14 protein-coding genes and 1 pseudogene are annotated in these 17,210 nt (G+C 30.3%); 2 read left to right on the top strand and 13 right to left on the bottom strand.

Annotation, left to right across the window (positions count from 1 at the left end):
* From RMN92_RS08985 to RMN92_RS09005, 5 genes and pseudogenes are all read right to left on the bottom strand, one after another.
* Nucleotides 1-1,490, bottom strand: a pseudogene (locus tag RMN92_RS08985) (histidine kinase); the annotation flags it as partial.
* A gap of 11 nt (nt 1,491-1,501) precedes the next feature.
* Nucleotides 1,502-3,211 (bottom strand): sensor histidine kinase, encoded by a 1,710-nt coding sequence (locus RMN92_RS08990; protein ID WP_309609128.1) that lies wholly within the window; start codon nt 3,209-3,211, stop codon nt 1,502-1,504.
* 46 nt (nt 3,212-3,257) lie between these two features.
* Entirely contained in the window at nt 3,258-3,539 is a 282-nt protein-coding gene (locus RMN92_RS08995; RefSeq protein ID WP_309609129.1) for a hypothetical protein, read from the bottom strand.
* Nucleotides 3,540-3,575: 36 nt separating this feature from the next.
* Entirely contained in the window at nt 3,576-4,244 is a 669-nt protein-coding gene (locus RMN92_RS09000; RefSeq protein WP_309609130.1) for a response regulator transcription factor, read from the bottom strand.
* Between the two features lie 156 nt (nt 4,245-4,400).
* Nucleotides 4,401-4,811, bottom strand: coding sequence for a DUF4293 family protein (locus RMN92_RS09005; protein WP_309609131.1), 411 nt, complete (start codon nt 4,809-4,811; stop codon nt 4,401-4,403).
* Between the two features lie 183 nt (nt 4,812-4,994).
* Here RMN92_RS09005 and rho point away from each other — a divergent pair, with 183 nt between their 5' ends.
* Entirely contained in the window at nt 4,995-6,728 is a 1,734-nt protein-coding gene (gene rho / locus RMN92_RS09010; RefSeq protein WP_309609132.1) for a transcription termination factor Rho, read from the top strand.
* Nucleotides 6,729-6,863: 135 nt separating this feature from the next.
* On the opposite strand, the gene yaaA is transcribed toward rho, so the two are convergent.
* The 4 genes from yaaA to rimK form a co-directional block, all read right to left on the bottom strand.
* The gene (gene yaaA / locus RMN92_RS09015) at nt 6,864-7,622 is read right to left on the bottom strand and encodes a peroxide stress protein YaaA (protein ID WP_309609133.1); all 759 of its coding nucleotides are present in this window, start codon (nt 7,620-7,622) and stop codon (nt 6,864-6,866) included.
* Nucleotides 7,623-7,731: 109 nt separating this feature from the next.
* Complete coding sequence (locus RMN92_RS09020; protein ID WP_309609134.1) at nt 7,732-8,289, bottom strand: fasciclin domain-containing protein; 558 nt, start codon at nt 8,287-8,289, stop codon at nt 7,732-7,734.
* Nucleotides 8,290-8,610: 321 nt separating this feature from the next.
* A complete protein-coding gene (locus tag RMN92_RS09025; RefSeq protein WP_309609135.1) occupies nt 8,611-9,126 on the bottom strand; it encodes a YetF domain-containing protein in 516 nt (171 codons plus the stop codon).
* A complete protein-coding gene (rimK, locus tag RMN92_RS09030; protein ID WP_309609136.1) occupies nt 9,119-10,510 on the bottom strand; it encodes a 30S ribosomal protein S6--L-glutamate ligase in 1,392 nt (463 codons plus the stop codon). The genes RMN92_RS09025 and rimK overlap by 8 nt, the downstream gene beginning before the upstream one ends.
* Nucleotides 10,511-11,198: 688 nt before the next feature.
* Between rimK and RMN92_RS09035 the strand changes: the two genes are divergently transcribed.
* Nucleotides 11,199-12,749 (top strand): bifunctional response regulator/alkaline phosphatase family protein, encoded by a 1,551-nt coding sequence (locus tag RMN92_RS09035; protein WP_309609137.1) that lies wholly within the window; start codon nt 11,199-11,201, stop codon nt 12,747-12,749.
* 85 nt (nt 12,750-12,834) lie between these two features.
* On the opposite strand, the gene RMN92_RS09040 is transcribed toward RMN92_RS09035, so the two are convergent.
* The 4 genes from RMN92_RS09040 to aroB form a co-directional block, all read right to left on the bottom strand.
* A complete protein-coding gene (locus RMN92_RS09040; RefSeq protein ID WP_309609138.1) occupies nt 12,835-13,263 on the bottom strand; it encodes a DNA primase in 429 nt (142 codons plus the stop codon).
* Between the two features lie 5 nt (nt 13,264-13,268).
* Nucleotides 13,269-14,240 (bottom strand): deoxyhypusine synthase family protein, encoded by a 972-nt coding sequence (locus RMN92_RS09045; RefSeq protein ID WP_309609139.1) that lies wholly within the window; start codon nt 14,238-14,240, stop codon nt 13,269-13,271.
* A 167-nt stretch (nt 14,241-14,407) separates the two neighbouring features.
* The gene (locus RMN92_RS09050) at nt 14,408-15,805 is read right to left on the bottom strand and encodes an arginine decarboxylase (RefSeq protein WP_309609140.1); all 1,398 of its coding nucleotides are present in this window, start codon (nt 15,803-15,805) and stop codon (nt 14,408-14,410) included.
* A 287-nt stretch (nt 15,806-16,092) separates the two neighbouring features.
* Entirely contained in the window at nt 16,093-17,160 is a 1,068-nt protein-coding gene (aroB, locus tag RMN92_RS09055) for a 3-dehydroquinate synthase (RefSeq protein WP_309609141.1), read from the bottom strand.
* Nucleotides 17,161-17,210: the final 50 nt, after the last annotated feature.

The raw sequence follows: 17,210 nt of genomic DNA on the forward strand, positions 1-17,210 counted from the left end.
TCAGTTTCAAATCTAAAATCATTTTGGATATTCGACTGAAAATCAAATAAAATTATTGAGTTTGAATTGTTTTCACACAAATCTTTCAAGGCAAACTGAAGTCCAAATTTCACTAAAAGAGGAGAAACCAATTCGTGCGACAAATCTCTTACTTTATCATGAGCATCTTTAAGCAGAATTCGTGTTTTAACAAGTTCTTCAATTTTTTCTTTGGATAAGTCACTCTCAAATGCCGATAAATGCAGTCCTACAGAAGATAAAATTGCGCTCACTTGATCGTGCAATATTGCAGATATTTTATTCCTTTCGAGATCCTGACCGTCCAGCGTGGCATTGATAATTTTATACTGCAATTTGTTGTCAATATCTTTAATTTTATTTTTTTGTTTTAGCAAAAGATTTTGATAATAGAAGTAAAATATAAAACCGGCAAGAATAAACAAAAAGGCAAACACCAATAGCAATTTTTGATTTCTTTCCTGCTTGCTACTTAGTTGTTTTTCTTTGTTTTTAAATTCACTTTCTACTTTATTTATAGCATATTTAGTTTCAAGTTCCTGGTTTGCTTGGTTTATTCTGCCATTAACAATATCATCTTGCAATGCTATATATTTTTCAAGATAAATATGTGCATTTTTATAGTCTTTCAAACCTTTGTAAGCAGCCGCAACATTCAAATAACCATTTCCTGTAATTTCTGGATCATTTTTTTCAGAAAAATTTTTAAGTATTTCTAAAAAAATATTTTTTGCTTTCTCATGATTTTCTTCGACAGTTACATAATAATAACCTAGATTTCCGTATGATCTAGATATGAATTTTTTATCGCCAATTTCAAGTGCTAAATTATAAGCACTGTCCAAATATTTTTTTGCCAATATATTTTCATTCACAGATAAATAATATTGAGAATAATTTGAATAATTTTTATAAATAATTTCTTTATCTTTTGAGTTTTTTGAATAATAGCCTATTTTTTTTAAAAAATAAAAAGTACTGTCAGAATTTGATGCGGCATGTATTTTAAACAAACCTCTATAAACTCTAATGATGAGTTCTTTATTATCAAAATCTAAAGCTTTTTTCTCAGCGATTTTTAAATATTTTTTTCCTTTGGTAATCTCAAATATTTGACCGTTTAAATCGCCTAGTTTTCTATATATTGATATTTGACTCTCTTTAAGATTGTATTTTTCTGCAATAGGAAGGGCTTTAAAAAGTATTTTAATAGCATTTTCTTTGTCATTAAATTGTTCAAATAAATCTGCATTTTCTAGTATTATTTTACAGTATGCATTGTAATTTTTATTTTTTAAATATATTAATGTTTTTTTTCTAGCAAATTCTATAGCTTTAATCACATTATTTTTTTCAACATAAATTGGAATTGAATCTGTTTCTGACTTTGTTTTTTGAATTGCATGGCAATACTGGCAAGTCATTGCAGAAATAATTAATAACCATTTTAATTTGAATAATTTATTTATCAAGTGGTCTCGTTTTAAAAATTCACCTTTATATTTATAGTTGTACCTTGTTCTAGTACAGATTTTATTTTAATATCACCTTGCATATTTTTAACTCTTGCTCGAATTTGGGTAATTCCAAAACCGTTTGTTTTATTTACATCAGCCACAACAAATCCTTTTCCATTGTCTTTAATAATAATGTGTAATTGGTTGTCTATTTTTTCAATTCCAACATAGCATTCAGAAGCATTACTGTGTTTGATTACGTTATTTAAAAGTTCGGAAACTATATAATAAATTTTAATTTCAAATTCTTGATCAAATCGAATGTGTTTTTCCAATTTGGAATTAAAATCAAATACAATAAGCGAATTTGAATTATTTTCGCATAAATCTTTTAGAGCAAATTGTAAGCCAAGTTTTACTAGTAATGGGGAAACAAGTTCATGCGATAAATCTCTTACTTTATCATGTGCTTCCTTTAAAAGTAATCTTGTTTTTTTAAGTTCGTCAACTTGTTCAGTATTTAGACTACTTTCAAAAGCTGACAAATGAAGTCCCACCGAAGATAAAATGGCACTTACGTGATCATGCAAAACGCCAGATATTTTATTTCTTTCTTGATCTTGCCCATCAAGAGTGGCGCTTATAATCTTGTATTGCAACTTATTGTCTATATCTTTTATTTTATTTTTTTGTTTGAGTAGTAAATTTTGATAATAGAAATAAAAAATAAAACCAGCCAATACAAATAACGAAGCAAAAATAATTAGCAATATTTGATTTCTAGTTTGTTTGTCTTCTATTTCAATTTGTTTTTCATTGAATTTGCTTTCTACCTTATCTATTTGATAGTTTGTTTCAATTTCCTGATTAGATTTTATAAACCTTCCAGAAGACACCTCTTCGAAAATCTCAAAATATTTATTGGAATATTCAAGCGCTTTTTTATAATCACCCAATTTCTCGTAAGCATAAGAAATATTCAAATAGGTACTTCCAATAATTTTTGGATTTTCTTTATTTGGAAACATTTTTAATATTTCCAAAAATTCTTTTTTTCCTTTTTCGTAGTCACTTTCGACAGTCATATAATAATAGCCCAAATTGCTTTTTGAATTTGCTATAGAATTTTTATTATTTATTTTTATAGCAATAGCGTAAGCAGAATCTAGGTGTTTTTTTGCTATTATGTTTTGATTTTTTGAATTGTAGTAATGAAAAAAATTTTCATGATTGCTGAATAATAAATTTAAATCTTTTGAATCTTTGGAAAAATGAAGAATTTGATTTAAAAAGTATTTCGCACTATCAGATTCAGTCACAGAATGCAGATAAAAAAGCGATTGGTTTAATTGGATATGTAAATCTCTATTTTTTAATTTTGAGCAAATTTTCCTACTTTTATTTAAGTATTTTCTCGCTTTTGTATATTCAAACATGGAAGCATTCAGACTTCCAATTTTTCTATATAGATAAGCTTGTGATTCAACCAAATTTTCTCTATCTGCAATTTGCAACGCTTCAAATAAAGTTTTTAATGCATTTTCTTTGTCATTAAATTTTTCGTACAAATCAGATTTTTGTAATGCAACGTCGCAGTAATCTTTATATTTTTTGTTTTTTAAACAGATAAGAGATTTTTCTCTCAAATAATTGATGGCTTTAAAAGAATTATTTTTTTCTAAATAGATAGCAACAGAATCCACTTTGATTTTCGGATTTTGAAAACCAAAGCACATTGTGTGTGATATTAATAAAATACCAATTTGTATATATATGTAGCACTTAGCCACCAATTACAGCTGTTGGATTTTTTAATACGCCTGATTTTTCGTATTGTTCAAATTTGGTTACCAATGTTTGATTTATGATTAATGCTTTTTCAGAATGCCCAACAAATGATGTAGATGGTTGTGTTTGCCCTGGATTTAATTTTATGGCAATAAAATATTCACCGTTTAATTCAGAAAAATTATAAAAACAGTTGTCTGGTATTTCGAAAGTAATTTTAAATTCGCTATTATTAATTTTGTTAAAATCATAAAGACCTAGCGTGTTGTAACTCATATTATTTGTTTTAGGGGTTTAAATTTGTCAATAGTTTTATGTAGTTATCTCTATTAAATTGTGTTTTGTGGCAAAAAGCACTAAACCTATGGAGCTTTTGACATTTATTTTTTTCATTAAATTTTTTCTGTGCGTTTCCACGGTATTCGTACTTATAAATAAAATTTCACTAATTTCTTTACCGCTTTTTTCATTAGTTATCAAACTTAGTATTTCTAATTCTCTAGACGTAATACTAGCTATAACTTCATTAACATCGTATGGTTGGTTTTGGGTATTCCCAGTTAATGCATTAAATATTTTATCCTTAACTGACGATGAAAAATACTGATTTCCTTGTGCAACAGTCGATATGGCATCTATTATATTTTCTCCGGCACATTGTTTTGTTAAATAACCACTTGCGCCTAGTTTGATGACTTCTTTTATCAATTTCACATCATCATAACTTGATAAAATAATTACTCTACAGGTAAATCCTTTTTCGTTAAATTCCCTAAGTACCTGAATTCCATCTTTTTCTGGCATGTTAATATCCATGACCAAAACATCAGAATTGTCTTTTGCAACTTTATCTACTAAATTTTCCCCATTTAAAGAAAAACCCACGACTTCAAAGTTTGGATTGGTTTTTAAAACTGCCAAAATACCATCAATAAGTACTTGATGATCATCGGCCAAATGTATTCTTATTTTATTTTCCATGTTTTAATAATGTAGTCAAATGTATTGGAATATAAATTTACTACAAATAGCCAATATTAATCATTTTTCCCTCACTAATTTTAGTTAGATAAAATAAAAAATCCGTCCCGAAATTCGGAACGGATTTTCCCGCACTAATAAACTAAGATGAAAGGTTTATCTCAACCGATCCACAGATTTTACGAGATCTTCATCTTTCTTGATGGCTCTATTGGCCAAAACCAATAGTAAGATAGCAAGAATAGGAAGATAAATCCCAATACCATTCTTCGAAACCAAGGTTTCTCCTGATAAATTTAGTGTACGATACACAAATAATCCTAGTAAAATTAAGTTCAATATTATATTCAATCTGTTCAAAACAAACTGTTGTTTCCTTTTTTTAAAATTTAAAATGCTTAATATTGATGACGATGTACTCAGTCCAAAAAAAATCACATATACCATACTACTCATAAAAAAATAAATATCTCCATTTTCGAGTGTCCAGAGGCTAAACAAAAAAGGTAAAGCTCCTGTAGTAACCATACATAGAAATAAATATATACTTTGAATTCTTTGAATCATAAAAATGAAAATTAAAACACAAAAATATATTTTCTTTTTATAAAAAACTATTGTTTACTTAAATTTAATTTGTATTATTGCATAGTCAATCCGTAAGAACTTCATACTTCGGAATATATAAGTTTCAAAAAAATCACATTACTATTACATTCTACAAAAATAATTTAATTACAACATCAATTTATGTTTGATATTTCTGTTTTAAAAGAAATGAAGCTCCCTGAGCTACAAGAGATTGCTAAAAACGCAAAAATTAATAAGTATAGAGTTCTTAAAAAAGAAGAATTAGTCTATCAAATATTGGATTACCAAGCTGCAAATCCTGAAAAAGTATCGTCACCTTTAATTGAATCTTCATCGAACGAAGAAAAACCAAAAAGAACGAGAATTACTCAAAACGATAGTCCAAAAATTGCAACACCAAAAGCAATAAAAACACCCACAATTGTTCAACCAGAAATTATTTTTGAAGAACCAAAAGTGGAAGTAAAACCAGAAATTATTGAATCAAACGCGCCCAAAGAAAATTTAAAACCACGTGTTCCAAAAGTAATTCGTTTTACGAAAGATGAAAATAATGTTACTAAAGTTGATAATTCTCATCGAAAAAATAATAAAATAACTAAGCCAGAAGCAACTTCAACAGATACTGAAGATTTAGCTGAAAATCAAACTGATGTTGCTGAAAATATGGAGGTTTCACAACCTACAAAACCAGTCAATCCAAATCAAAACCACAAAAATCAAAATCCAAACGCAAAACATAAAAACAGCAACAATTTCAGAGAACCAGATTATGAGTTTGAAGGCATAATTGAAAGCGAAGGTGTTTTGGAAATGATGCCAGATGGTTATGGATTTTTACGCTCTTCCGATTATAATTATTTAGCGTCTCCAGATGATATTTATTTATCAACATCGCAAGTGCGATTATTTGGTTTAAAAACTGGCGATACCGTAAAAGGAGTAGTTCGACCACCCAAAGAAGGTGAAAAATATTTCCCACTGGTTCGCGTTTTAAAAATAAATGGTCACGATCCGCAAGTAGTTCGCGACAGAGTTTCCTTTGAGCATTTGACACCAATATTTCCAACAGAAAAATTTCGTTTGGCAGAAAAAGGGAGTTCAATATCTACTAGAATTATTGATTTATTTTCGCCAATAGGCAAGGGGCAAAGAGGTATGATTGTCGCCCAGCCAAAAACTGGTAAAACAATGTTGTTAAAAGACATTGCCAATGCCATTGCAGCCAACCATCCAGAAGTATATTTGTTGGTTTTGCTAATTGATGAACGCCCAGAAGAAGTTACAGACATGCAACGAAGTGTTCGTGGCGAAGTGGTGGCTTCAACTTTTGATAGAGAGCCACAAGAACACGTAAAAATTGCCAATATTGTACTTGAAAAAGCAAAAAGATTGGTCGAATGTGGTCACGATGTCGTGATTTTGTTAGATTCAATCACACGTTTGGCTAGAGCCTACAATACAGTTCAGCCAGCCTCAGGAAAAGTGTTGAGTGGTGGTGTTGATGCCAATGCGCTTCAAAAACCAAAACGTTTTTTTGGAGCAGCTCGTAATGTTGAAAATGGTGGTTCGCTTACCATTATTGCAACCGCACTTACTGAAACTGGTTCCAAAATGGATGAAGTTATTTTTGAAGAATTTAAAGGAACAGGAAATATGGAATTGCAGTTGGATCGTAAAATTGCAAACCGAAGAATATTCCCTTCTGTAGATTTAACCTCATCAAGTACGCGTCGCGATGATTTGTTATTAGACGAAAAAACCATTCAGCGCATGTGGATAATGCGTAAATATTTGGCAGATATGAATCCAGTAGAAGCTATGGAATTTATAAATGATAGATTTAAGAAAACCAGAAACAACGAAGAATTTTTGATTTCTATGAATGATTAAATTTTTTAAACCACAAAGAACACGAAGATTTTCACAAAGTTCACAGAAAAAATTATTTTTTGTGAACTTTTTTATTTGATTGATTTAAATACTTTTGTGCTCTTTGTGAAAATCTTTGTGTCCTTTGTGGTTAAATCATCTTGTGAAAATCAAAGTATTTCCCTTTGATAAATTCTGATCAAACAAATAACCTTCATAATTAAATGCTTTCAATTGGTCTAAAGTTTCCACATCATGATCAATAATATATCTCACCATCAATCCGCGGGCTTTTTTAGCAAAAAAAGATATCATTTTAAGTTTTCCATTTTTATAATCTTTAAATTCTGGTGTTATAACAGGTACTTTTAGTTTTTTTACATCAATAACAGAAAAATATTCGTGACTAGCCAAATTAATAAATAATTCGTTTTTTTTCAATTCCTTATTTAAAGTATTGGTTAATGATTCTTTCCAAAATTCGTATAAATTTTTAGTTTCATTAATTTGTAATTGTGTTCCCATTTCCAATCTATAAGCTTGCATCAGATCGAATGGCTTTAAAATGCCGTATTGACCTGAAAGTATTCGAAGTTTATTTTGTAATGTTTCTAACTTATCTTCAGGAATAGAATAACTGTCGAGTCCTAAATACACGTCGCCATTAAAAGCATAAATTGCAGGTCTTGCATTTTCTTGAGTAAATGGTGTTTTAAATATTTTATTTCGCTCCCAATTAAGTTGTGCCAAATTATCTGAAATATGCATCAGCTCCGATAAATCTGATGGTTTTAGTTTTTTTAATGTCGCATTAATTATTTTAGCTTCCTTTAAAAATAATGGTTTCGATGATTTGTTTGTAGGCAGTTGTCTTTCAAAATCTAAGGACTTTGCAGGAGAAATTACTATTTTCATTTTATTTAAATTGCATTAAAGTTTGGACAAATGTAATATTTTTGTTTTGGATTTTTTGTAAAAAAAAATCCCGAATAAACGGGATTTTTATAATAAAACACATGAGATTCTATTTGTGCATTACCACAGCATCTACAACATGTATTACACCGTTTGACTGATTTACATCGGCAATAGTAACAGTAGATTTTCCACCTTTTTCATCGGTTAAAACCAACTTTTTTCCTACCATAGATGCTTTTAGTTTTCCACCTTGTACGGTTGGAAATGTAGCAGTTCCGTTTCCAGCAGTTATTGCAGCAGCAATTGCTTTGCTATCAAATTTCCCTGCTAAAACATGATAAGTCAAAACACCTTGCAACATCGCTTTGTTTTCTGGTTTCAACAAAGTTTCAACAGTTCCTTTTGGCAATTTATCAAAAGCTGCATTTGTGGGTGCAAAAACTGTAAATGGTCCTTTGCTTGACAATGTTTCTACTAATTCTGCAGCTTTTACAGCGGCTACCAGCGTTGTGTGGTCTTTCGAGTTTACTGCATTCTCGATAATGTTTTTAGAAGGTAGCATTGCTGCGCCACCAACCATTACAGATTTTTGGGCAAATGTATTTACACCGAATACCAAAGCCAATCCTAGAAAAGCTTTTAAAACAATTTTTCTTGTTTTCATAATTAAAAATTTTAGTTATTTATTACATAAACGTAATAAAGGACTTTATGGTTTTATAAATAAATTAGTTTAACAATAATTTATAGGTTGTTAATGTAATATGACAATCAAATAAAAAAAGAGGAAGTCTCATAACTACGAGATTTCCTCTTTATATTTTTATTTAACAGAAAATAATCAGTTTAAAGCAATTATTAATGCATAAAAACCGCTATTTTCATTTTTAATTGTGAATTATACATTGATTTTTTTAATTTTTGAGTAGTGATACAGCCTCTTAAAAAATATTATTCGTAGAATAGATTCAATAATTAAAAAAGATTAATTTAATCCAACAAAATTTTTATGATTGTGTTTGCGTTTGTAATAAGTTTGTTTTAAATCATTTATACCAGATATAATGCTAATATTCCCATCTATTTCAAGCATAGCCAATTTTACATCTTTAAAATATTCTATTCCATGTTCACGCATGGCTTCTTTCAATTCATCATTTGAAATATTTAATTTACTTAAAGATTTAAAATCAAGTATGCCATTGTGAATTAAAATTTCTGGTTTTTCAAGCATAAAATCACTGAATTTTTTATACTTAAAAATTAATTTTTTTAAAATGAAATTGATTAAAAATAAAACACTTGCAGCAACAATTCCTCCTGTAATGCTACTATTGCTACCAACCATGGCATTTTGAACAGAATTGCTAATCAATAAAATAAGAATAATATCTGCGGTATTTAATTGAGATAATTCTTTTTTACCAAACAAACGAAGAGCAATTATCATGAAAATATAAATTGATGCACTTCTTACAATTATTTCAACATATTCATTCATTTGTTTTGAAGGTAGTTTTAATTTTGAAATTTTTCTCAATGGCTCTAATCATTTCGCCAGCAATGTCTTTGTGTGTAGCGCCTTCGATACCTTCCAATCCCGGAGATGAGTTTACTTCTAATAATAATGGTCCTTTTGAAGAGCGAATAATATCTACTCCAGCCACTTTTAAATCCATGGCTTTTGCAGCTTTTATGGCAATACGTTTTTCTTCGATGGTAGGTTTAATTATGGATGCCGAGCCACCCAAATGGATGTTCGCTCTAAATTCTCCTGGCAATGCTTCTCGCTGAATGGTTGCCACTACTTTTCCATCTACAACAAACAATCGCAAATCTTTTCCATTAGCTTCTTTGATAAATTCCTGAACCAATATATTGACATTTAAACTTTTAAAAGCGTTAATTACAGATTCGGCTGCTTTTTTTGTTTCCGCCAAAACGACACCTTTTCCTTGAGTGCCTTCTAGTAATTTTACGATGAGTGGAGAACCACCAACCATTTTTATCAAATCGTCTGTATCCAATGGAGAATTTGCAAAACCCGTTGTGGGAATATCAATTCCATGGTTTAGTAGCAATTGTAGTGAATATAATTTGTCTCTAGATTGTGTAATGGCTGCAGATGAGTTCAAACAAAACACTTTTAAAGCTTCAAACTGTCTGGTCAAAGCACATCCATAAAACGTGATGCTCGGACGAATTCTTGGAATAATAGCATCAAAATTATCTAAAACTTTACCACCACGATAATGAATTTCAGGTTTTGTAGCATCCAGTTTCATGTAACATTCTTTGATATTTAAGAAAAACATTTCATGACCACGCATTTCACCAGCTTCCATAATGCGTTTGTTACTATACAATTCAGGATTACTCGCCAATAAACCAATGCGTAATCCACTTTTTGGTTCTTCGGATCCCTGATAAAAAGATTTTATAGTTTCAGGAGATGGTTGACCCAATAAATATTTTTGTTCTGGATCAACCAAAACGCGACCACTCATAGCTTCTCGACCCAAAAGCATTCTAAAACCCATAGAATCTCGATTGGTTAATGTCATTTCTATAGTCCAAGAATCGTCACCAATTTTCACTTCAGTCTGAATAACAAAACGCTGTTCTCTGTAACCGCTGGAGCTTTTTACTACTCTTTTGTCGATTAATTTGGCTTCGCAATGTTTTACTGCTCGCGTATTATTCTGAATAGGATTAATATCAAACTTCACCCAATTTTCATTATCTCGAATAAATGGCGATATATTTACTGCATGTAATGCTGAGGTTTTTGCGCCCGAATCTACTCTGGCTTTTATAATAGGAATATTCAAATCTGGGAATGTGCACCATTCTTCACAGCCAAGAATCAGTTTTTGTGATAACATAATATGAATTGACATTTAATATATCAAAAGTAAATATTTGAATTAATAAAAACACTACTATTCTAATTAAAAAAACCATCAAATCGAATGAAATGATGGTTGTATAAATTGTTTAATTAAAGATTAGCTAGTTGGCGTTTCTGGGTTTAAAATAAATATTTTTTTTGAAAGATTTTTTTGAAAGATTTTATAATTGAAAGATTGAAGGATAAAATCTTTATATTTTTAAAACATTATGTGTGTTTAAAAATACGTTTACTCGATAGACCCTAAGATTGTAAAATAATCAAACTTAAAGTTTAAAAAAAGCCCGATGGCGTCAATGTTTTTTGCAAATAAAAAACTAAACCAGTTGAATTAAAAGTATAACCTATTAAATTCAAACTATGTCTTGTAGGACAAAACAAAACTTTTTTTAACTTTATAAAATTTTATTTTAATCAATTTTTGTGAAATTATTTTTATCAAATTAAAAAAAAGTTCTTTATACACATGACTTGGAGTAGCGTATCGAGAAGTTTTGTTCCGTTTCTCTAAACAAAAAATACTCTAACTTACAACAACAGTAATTATACCCAACGGGTTAGCGCAAATTATTTTATAACATAAATTCTTCTTTTTTTACAATAATATTAAGATTCTAATGTTTTATAATCTGTAAATTGCAACTTTAATATAAAATTTAGCTATGAACAGCATCAAAATACTTTGGGTAGACGACGAAATTGATTTATTAAAACCACACATATTATTTCTTGAAAAGAAAAATTACGAGGTGACCACTTGCAACAATGGTCGCGATGCGATTGATATTTTTCAGGATGAAAATTTTGATATTGTTTTTCTTGACGAAAATATGCCTGGAATGAATGGTTTGGAAACCTTGGCAGAAATGAAAGAAAAAAAATCTTCCATTCCAGTAATTATGATTACCAAAAGCGAGGAAGAATATATTATGGAAGAAGCTATTGGTTCCAAAATAGCTGATTATTTGATAAAACCAGTCAATCCAAATCAAATATTGCTAAGTTTAAAGAAGAATTTGGATCATTCAAGATTAATTTCTGAAAAAACTACTTTAGATTACCAAAAGGAATTTAGAAAGATTTCTATGGAAATGTCCATGGTCAATTCTTACGAAGAATGGATTGAATTTTATAAGAAATTAATTTTTTGGGAGTTGGAATTGGAAAATATCGACGATCAGAATATGTTTCAAATTTTAGAATCTCAAAAAAATGAAGCCAATGCACTATTTGGCAAATTCATTGAAAAGAATTATGAAGATTGGTTTGAACCGAAAGCCGACAAACCTGTTTTGTCTCATAATTTATTCAAACAATTGGTTATTCCTGAACTTAAAAAGAAAGAAAATGTACTATTTGTAGTCATTGATAATTTGCGATACGACCAGTGGAAAGCTTTTGAAAGCGTAGTAAACAATCATTACAAATTGGAATCCGAAGTTCCATATTTTGCCATATTGCCAACGGCAACTCAATATGCCAGAAACGCTATTTTCTCAGGTTTGACGCCACTTGAAATGGAAAAACAGTTTCCTCAATACTGGAGAAATGACGTAGAAGAAGGTGGAAAAAACTTGTATGAAGCTGAGTTTTTGGCAGCACAACTAAAACGAAACGGATTAAATATCAGTCAAGAGTATTTTAAAATAACCAATTTAGCCAATGGTAAAAAATTGGCAGAGAATTTTAAAGCTCTGAAAGACAACAAATTAGTTACTGTAGTTTATAATTTTATAGATATGCTTTCACATGCAAAAACCGATATGGATGTTGTGAAAGAGTTGGCTTCAGACGATAAAGCATACCGATCTTTAACTTTAAGTTGGTTTAAAAACTCTCCTTTGCTGGAAATTATTCAACAAGCACAAAAACTTGGTTTTAAGTTGATTATTACCACAGATCACGGAACCATAAATTGCAAGAATCCTTCAAAGGTAATTGGCGATAAAAATACAAGTTTAAACTTACGATACAAAACAGGTAGAAGTTTAACTTATGAAAACAAAGATGTTTACGCAGTTAGAGATCCAAAACGGATTGGATTACCATCCATAAACATGACCAGTATTTACATCTTTGCCAAGAATGATTTCTTTTTGGCTTATGTAAATAATTATAATCATTACGTAAGCTATTATAGAAATACCTACCAACATGGTGGTATTTCACTTGAAGAAGTGATTGTACCATTTTTAGTTTTTAACCCAAAATAAAGTATGAATCTGAATTTTTCAAACTTTTTGAGTTAACCATTACAATAAAAAAAAACGGATGCTATTAACCATCCGTTTTTTTTTATTATTCGTCATCATCGTCGTCGTCTAAATCTTCTTCCTCGTTTGAATCGTTGTCATCATCATCATTGTCATCATTGTCATCATCATTTCCAGACGATTCGGCTTTTTCAGAAACATCATCGTCGTCGTCATTTTCGTCTTCATCGATTTCCAATTCTTTTAAAGCATCGATTGAATCGTCTTCGATATCATCATCGTCTGCCAATTCATCATCTTCATCATAATTAATAATTCTGTCAGATAATTTCATACTTATTTTAACCAAAAAAATGGTATCTACAGTTCTTACTTCGACTGCTTCAATTGTTTCGTTTTTAGCATTCTTAAAACGAACAATATCTGAATCGTCATATCCGTCAGGAAATTTTTCTACGAGCAAATTTAAAATTTCTCCTGTAAGCTTTGAATAATCAACAATAACTCTTTTCATATATATTATAAATCTAAAATGTAAGCAAATATAAGTGGAACCACGATTGTGGCATCAGATTCTACAATAAATTTTGGGGTGTCAATGTCTAGTTTCCCCCAAGTAATTTTTTCGTTTGGTACTGCTCCAGAATACGAACCATAGCTGGTTGTTGAGTCTGAAACTTGACAAAAATAGCTCCAAAATGGAATATCATGCATTTCCATATCTTGGTATAACATGGGAACAACACAAATTGGAAAATCTCCCGCAATTCCACCACCAACTTGAAAGAATCCAATTCCTTTTCCAGCGCAGTTTTCCGGATACCATTTGGCCAACCACATCATATATTCAATACCACTTTTCATGGTAGTGGCTGTAAATTCTCCTTTTATACAATAGGATGAGAAAATATTCCCCATGGTACTATCTTCCCAACCTGGAACTACAATTGGTAAGTTTTTTTCGGCTGCAGCAACCATCCAAGAATCTTTTGGGTCAATTTCGTAATATTGTTTCAATACTCCTGAATTGATCATTTGATACATAAATTCATGTGGAAAATATCTTTCGCCTTTGGTTTCTGCATTGTTCCAAATATCGAATAAATGCGATTGCAATCTTCTAAAAGCTTCTTCTTCTGGAATACAAGTATCTGTAACTCTATTGAAATGGTTGTCTAGCAAATCTCTTTCTTCCTGTGGCGATAAATCTCTGTAATTTGGAACCCTTTTATAGGAATTGTGCGCCACCAAATTCATAATATCTTCTTCTAGATTCGCACCTGTACAAGATATGATATGTACTTTATCCTGACGAATCATTTCAGCCAATGATTTTCCTAATTCTGCTGTAGACATGGCTCCGGCTAAGGTTATCATCATTTTACCATTGTCTAGCAAATGTTCTTCATAGCCTTTTGCGGCATCGACCAAGGCTGCGGCATTAAAATGCAGATAATGTTTTTCGATAAATTGACTTATGGGTCCTTTCATTTTTTAGATTTAAAGATTGAATAATTTAAAGATTAAAAAATTCAACCGGTTGTTTAATTGTTTGTTATTTATTGTTTTGCCCTAGCCCTGATGGAAACGTCATCCTTTTTTCCCGCTTTTTCAGCGGGAGAAAAGATAGAGTGTACAGCAGGAAATAGCTCCTGATTTTACTTATTATATCCCAAAATTTTAAGAACGTCTTCGGCTTTTTGTTGTTCAGAAAAAACTTCTGTGGCTATGATACCATTTTCATCCCGATCTATCAAAATATGTTTGGGTTGCGGGATCAAACAATGGTGCAATCCGCCGTAACCGCCAATAGTTTCCTGATAAGCTCCTGTGTTGAAAAATCCAATATACAACGGTTTTTCCTTATTGTATTTTGGCAAATAAATGGCATTCATATTCTGCTCTGAATTGTAATAATCGTCGCTATCACACGTTAATCCGCCCAACAAAACCCTTTCATAGGTTTCATTCCAACGGTTTACGGCCAACATGACAAAACGCTTGTTAATCGCCCAAGTATCTGGCAAAGTGGTTATAAAAGAGGAATCTATCATGTTCCATTTTTCACGGTCATTTTGCTGTTTTTGGTACAAAACTTGATAAATAGCGCCACCGCTTTCTCCTACTGTGTAGGATCCAAATTCGGTAAAAATATTGGGAACATCCACTTCTGCCTCGTCACAGGCTATTTTGACTTGATTGATAATTTCGTCAATCATGTACTGGTAATCATACTCGAATGCCAGTGAGTTTTTTATTGGAAACCCGCCACCAACATTCAAACTATCAAGCGATGGACATTCCTTTTTCAAAGAAACATACACTTTGATACATTTAACCAATTCGTTCCAATAGTAGGCAGTATCCATGATGCCTGTATTGATAAAAAAGTGCAGCATTTTGAGCTCCAAATTTTTATTTTCATGGATTTGTTTTTTATAAAACGGAACAATATTTTTGTACCCAATGCCTAAACGAGAGGTGTAAAATTCAAATTTTGGTTCTTCTTCGGCTGCAATACGAATTCCTATCTGAAATTTTCCTTTAATTTCAGCTTGCAATAAATCCAATTCTTCGTAATTATCGATAATCGGAATGGTCTTTTTATGACCATTATTAATCAATCGAGCAATATTGGTAATGTATTCGTCACGTTTAAAACCATTGCAAATGACAAATGTGTTTTTGTTTATTTTACCGTTTTGCATCAAATTTTCGACAATATTAATATCGAAAGCAGAGGAAGTTTCAATATGAATATCGTTTTTGAACGCTTCATTCATGATATATTCAAAATGCGAACTTTTGGTACAATAGCAATAATAATACTTTGCATCGTACTTGTTTTTTTCCATGGCATTCCTAAACCAACCTTTTGCCCTTTGAATACTTTTGGAAATTTGTGGTAAGTATGTAAATTTTAAAGGTGTTCCATACTGTTCAACTAGTTTCATTAAGTCGATTTTATGGAACTCTAAATTGTCTTTTGCAAGGGTAAACTCTTCTTGTGGGAAGTAGTAAGTTTGGTTTATAAGGTCAGAATATTTAGTATTCATTTATTTATCAGAGATTTAAAAATTAAAAGTATAAAAAAAATTAATACTTTACATTCAAACTCGAATATTTGCAAATATTATTTCTAATTCTTTACTATTTAAATAAAAATAACTCAAAGACTGCTTAAAAATTGCTGACAATTCTTTGACGAATTTTGAAAAACAAAAATTTCCATCAAATCTGTGTTTTTTGAATAAATTATAATTTGTCTTTTTATTACTGTTCTCCATTAAGGCAAATTTAAAAAAATATTGATGTGATATTAAAACAATTCATTAAAAAATTATTAATTTTTATAATCTAAAAATGCTTTGATAATAGTTTCGTTTTCAGTGGTTTGATTTATTTTTATTTTTCCAATACCATTCAAAAGTGCAAATTGAACTTTTCCGTACTCATTTTTCTTGTCGTGAATAAGCAAATCGATGATGTTTTGATGTTCGTTTTCATTAATTTCTATCTTTTCAAATAGATGATTTATTGTTTTTTTTATTTCTAAAAATTCCGTTGTAGAAATCATTCCTTTTTCTAATGATATAAAACTTTCCATGATTATTCCTGCTGCGATAGCTTCTCCATGAAGCAAAGTTTTTTTATCAGAATTTTCTAAAAAATAAGTTTCAATAGCGTGACCTAATGTATGTCCGAAATTAAGTGCTTTTCTAATGCCATCTTCTTTTGGATCTTCCATAACAATACTATTTTTTATGGAGATTGATTCCGAAATCAAACTATCAAAATCTTCGAAATCAATTTTATTCAAATTTTTGAGTTTTTCCCAATGTTGCTTGTTCGCAATCAATCCGTGTTTCAACATTTCTGCAAGTCCAGATCGCATTTGATTTTGAGGTAATGTATCTAAAAATTCAGAATCAATGATAACCAATTCTGGATTGGTTATAGTTCCTATTTGATTTTTTAATCCACCCAAATCAACGCCATTTTTACCTCCTACAGAAGCGTCTACCATAGATAATAAGGTTGTTGGAATATTTACAAAGGCAATACCACGTTTAAAAGTTGACGCTATAAATGCGCCCATATCTGTAATAACGCCACCGCCGAGATTGATTATAAGACTTTTTCTATCGGCACCCAATTCAATTAAAATATTCCAAACTTGTACACAGGTTTCAATGGTTTTATTTTCTTCGCCCGATTCAAGTTCTATAATTTCGATATCAACTTCAGTTTCAATCATCGGTAAAACTTTGGGAAGACAATGGTTATTTGTGTTTTCGTCGACTATAATAAAAATTTTAGAATATTTATTTTCTTTAATAATTTGGTTAAGATTCAAAAATCCTTCTTCATTAAAACTAATAGAATATTCATTTGAAATTATGGAAACCATGAAGTTTTTTTTTATTTAAATTGCACTGCAAAATAAAGTAATTTTTGCTT

This window comes from Flavobacterium sp., assembly GCF_031363805.1.
Classification (GTDB): domain Bacteria; phylum Bacteroidota; class Bacteroidia; order Flavobacteriales; family Flavobacteriaceae; genus Flavobacterium.

Bases quoted from the DNA above. Each gene is read 5' to 3' on its own strand.
- RMN92_RS09000 (WP_309609130.1), bottom strand. From the start codon at position 4,244: ATGGAAAATAAAATAAGAATACATTTGGCCGATGATCATCAAGTACTT.
- rimK (WP_309609136.1), bottom strand. From the start codon at position 10,510: ATGTTATCACAAAAACTGATTCTTGGCTGTGAAGAATGGTGCACATTC.
- aroB (WP_309609141.1), bottom strand. From the start codon at position 17,160: ATGGTTTCCATAATTTCAAATGAATATTCTATTAGTTTTAATGAAGAA.
- RMN92_RS09045 (WP_309609139.1), bottom strand. From the start codon at position 14,240: ATGAAAGGACCCATAAGTCAATTTATCGAAAAACATTATCTGCATTTT.
- RMN92_RS09040 (WP_309609138.1), bottom strand. From the start codon at position 13,263: ATGAAAAGAGTTATTGTTGATTATTCAAAGCTTACAGGAGAAATTTTA.
- RMN92_RS09035 (WP_309609137.1), top strand. From the start codon at position 11,199: ATGAACAGCATCAAAATACTTTGGGTAGACGACGAAATTGATTTATTA.
- RMN92_RS08995 (WP_309609129.1), bottom strand. From the start codon at position 3,539: ATGAGTTACAACACGCTAGGTCTTTATGATTTTAACAAAATTAATAAT.
- RMN92_RS09020 (WP_309609134.1), bottom strand. From the start codon at position 8,289: ATGAAAACAAGAAAAATTGTTTTAAAAGCTTTTCTAGGATTGGCTTTG.
- yaaA (WP_309609133.1), bottom strand. From the start codon at position 7,622: ATGAAAATAGTAATTTCTCCTGCAAAGTCCTTAGATTTTGAAAGACAA.
- RMN92_RS08990 (WP_309609128.1), bottom strand. From the start codon at position 3,211: ATGTGCTTTGGTTTTCAAAATCCGAAAATCAAAGTGGATTCTGTTGCT.
- RMN92_RS09005 (WP_309609131.1), bottom strand. From the start codon at position 4,811: ATGATTCAAAGAATTCAAAGTATATATTTATTTCTATGTATGGTTACT.
- rho (WP_309609132.1), top strand. From the start codon at position 4,995: ATGTTTGATATTTCTGTTTTAAAAGAAATGAAGCTCCCTGAGCTACAA.
- RMN92_RS09050 (WP_309609140.1), bottom strand. From the start codon at position 15,805: ATGAATACTAAATATTCTGACCTTATAAACCAAACTTACTACTTCCCA.
- RMN92_RS09025 (WP_309609135.1), bottom strand. From the start codon at position 9,126: ATGAATGAATATGTTGAAATAATTGTAAGAAGTGCATCAATTTATATT.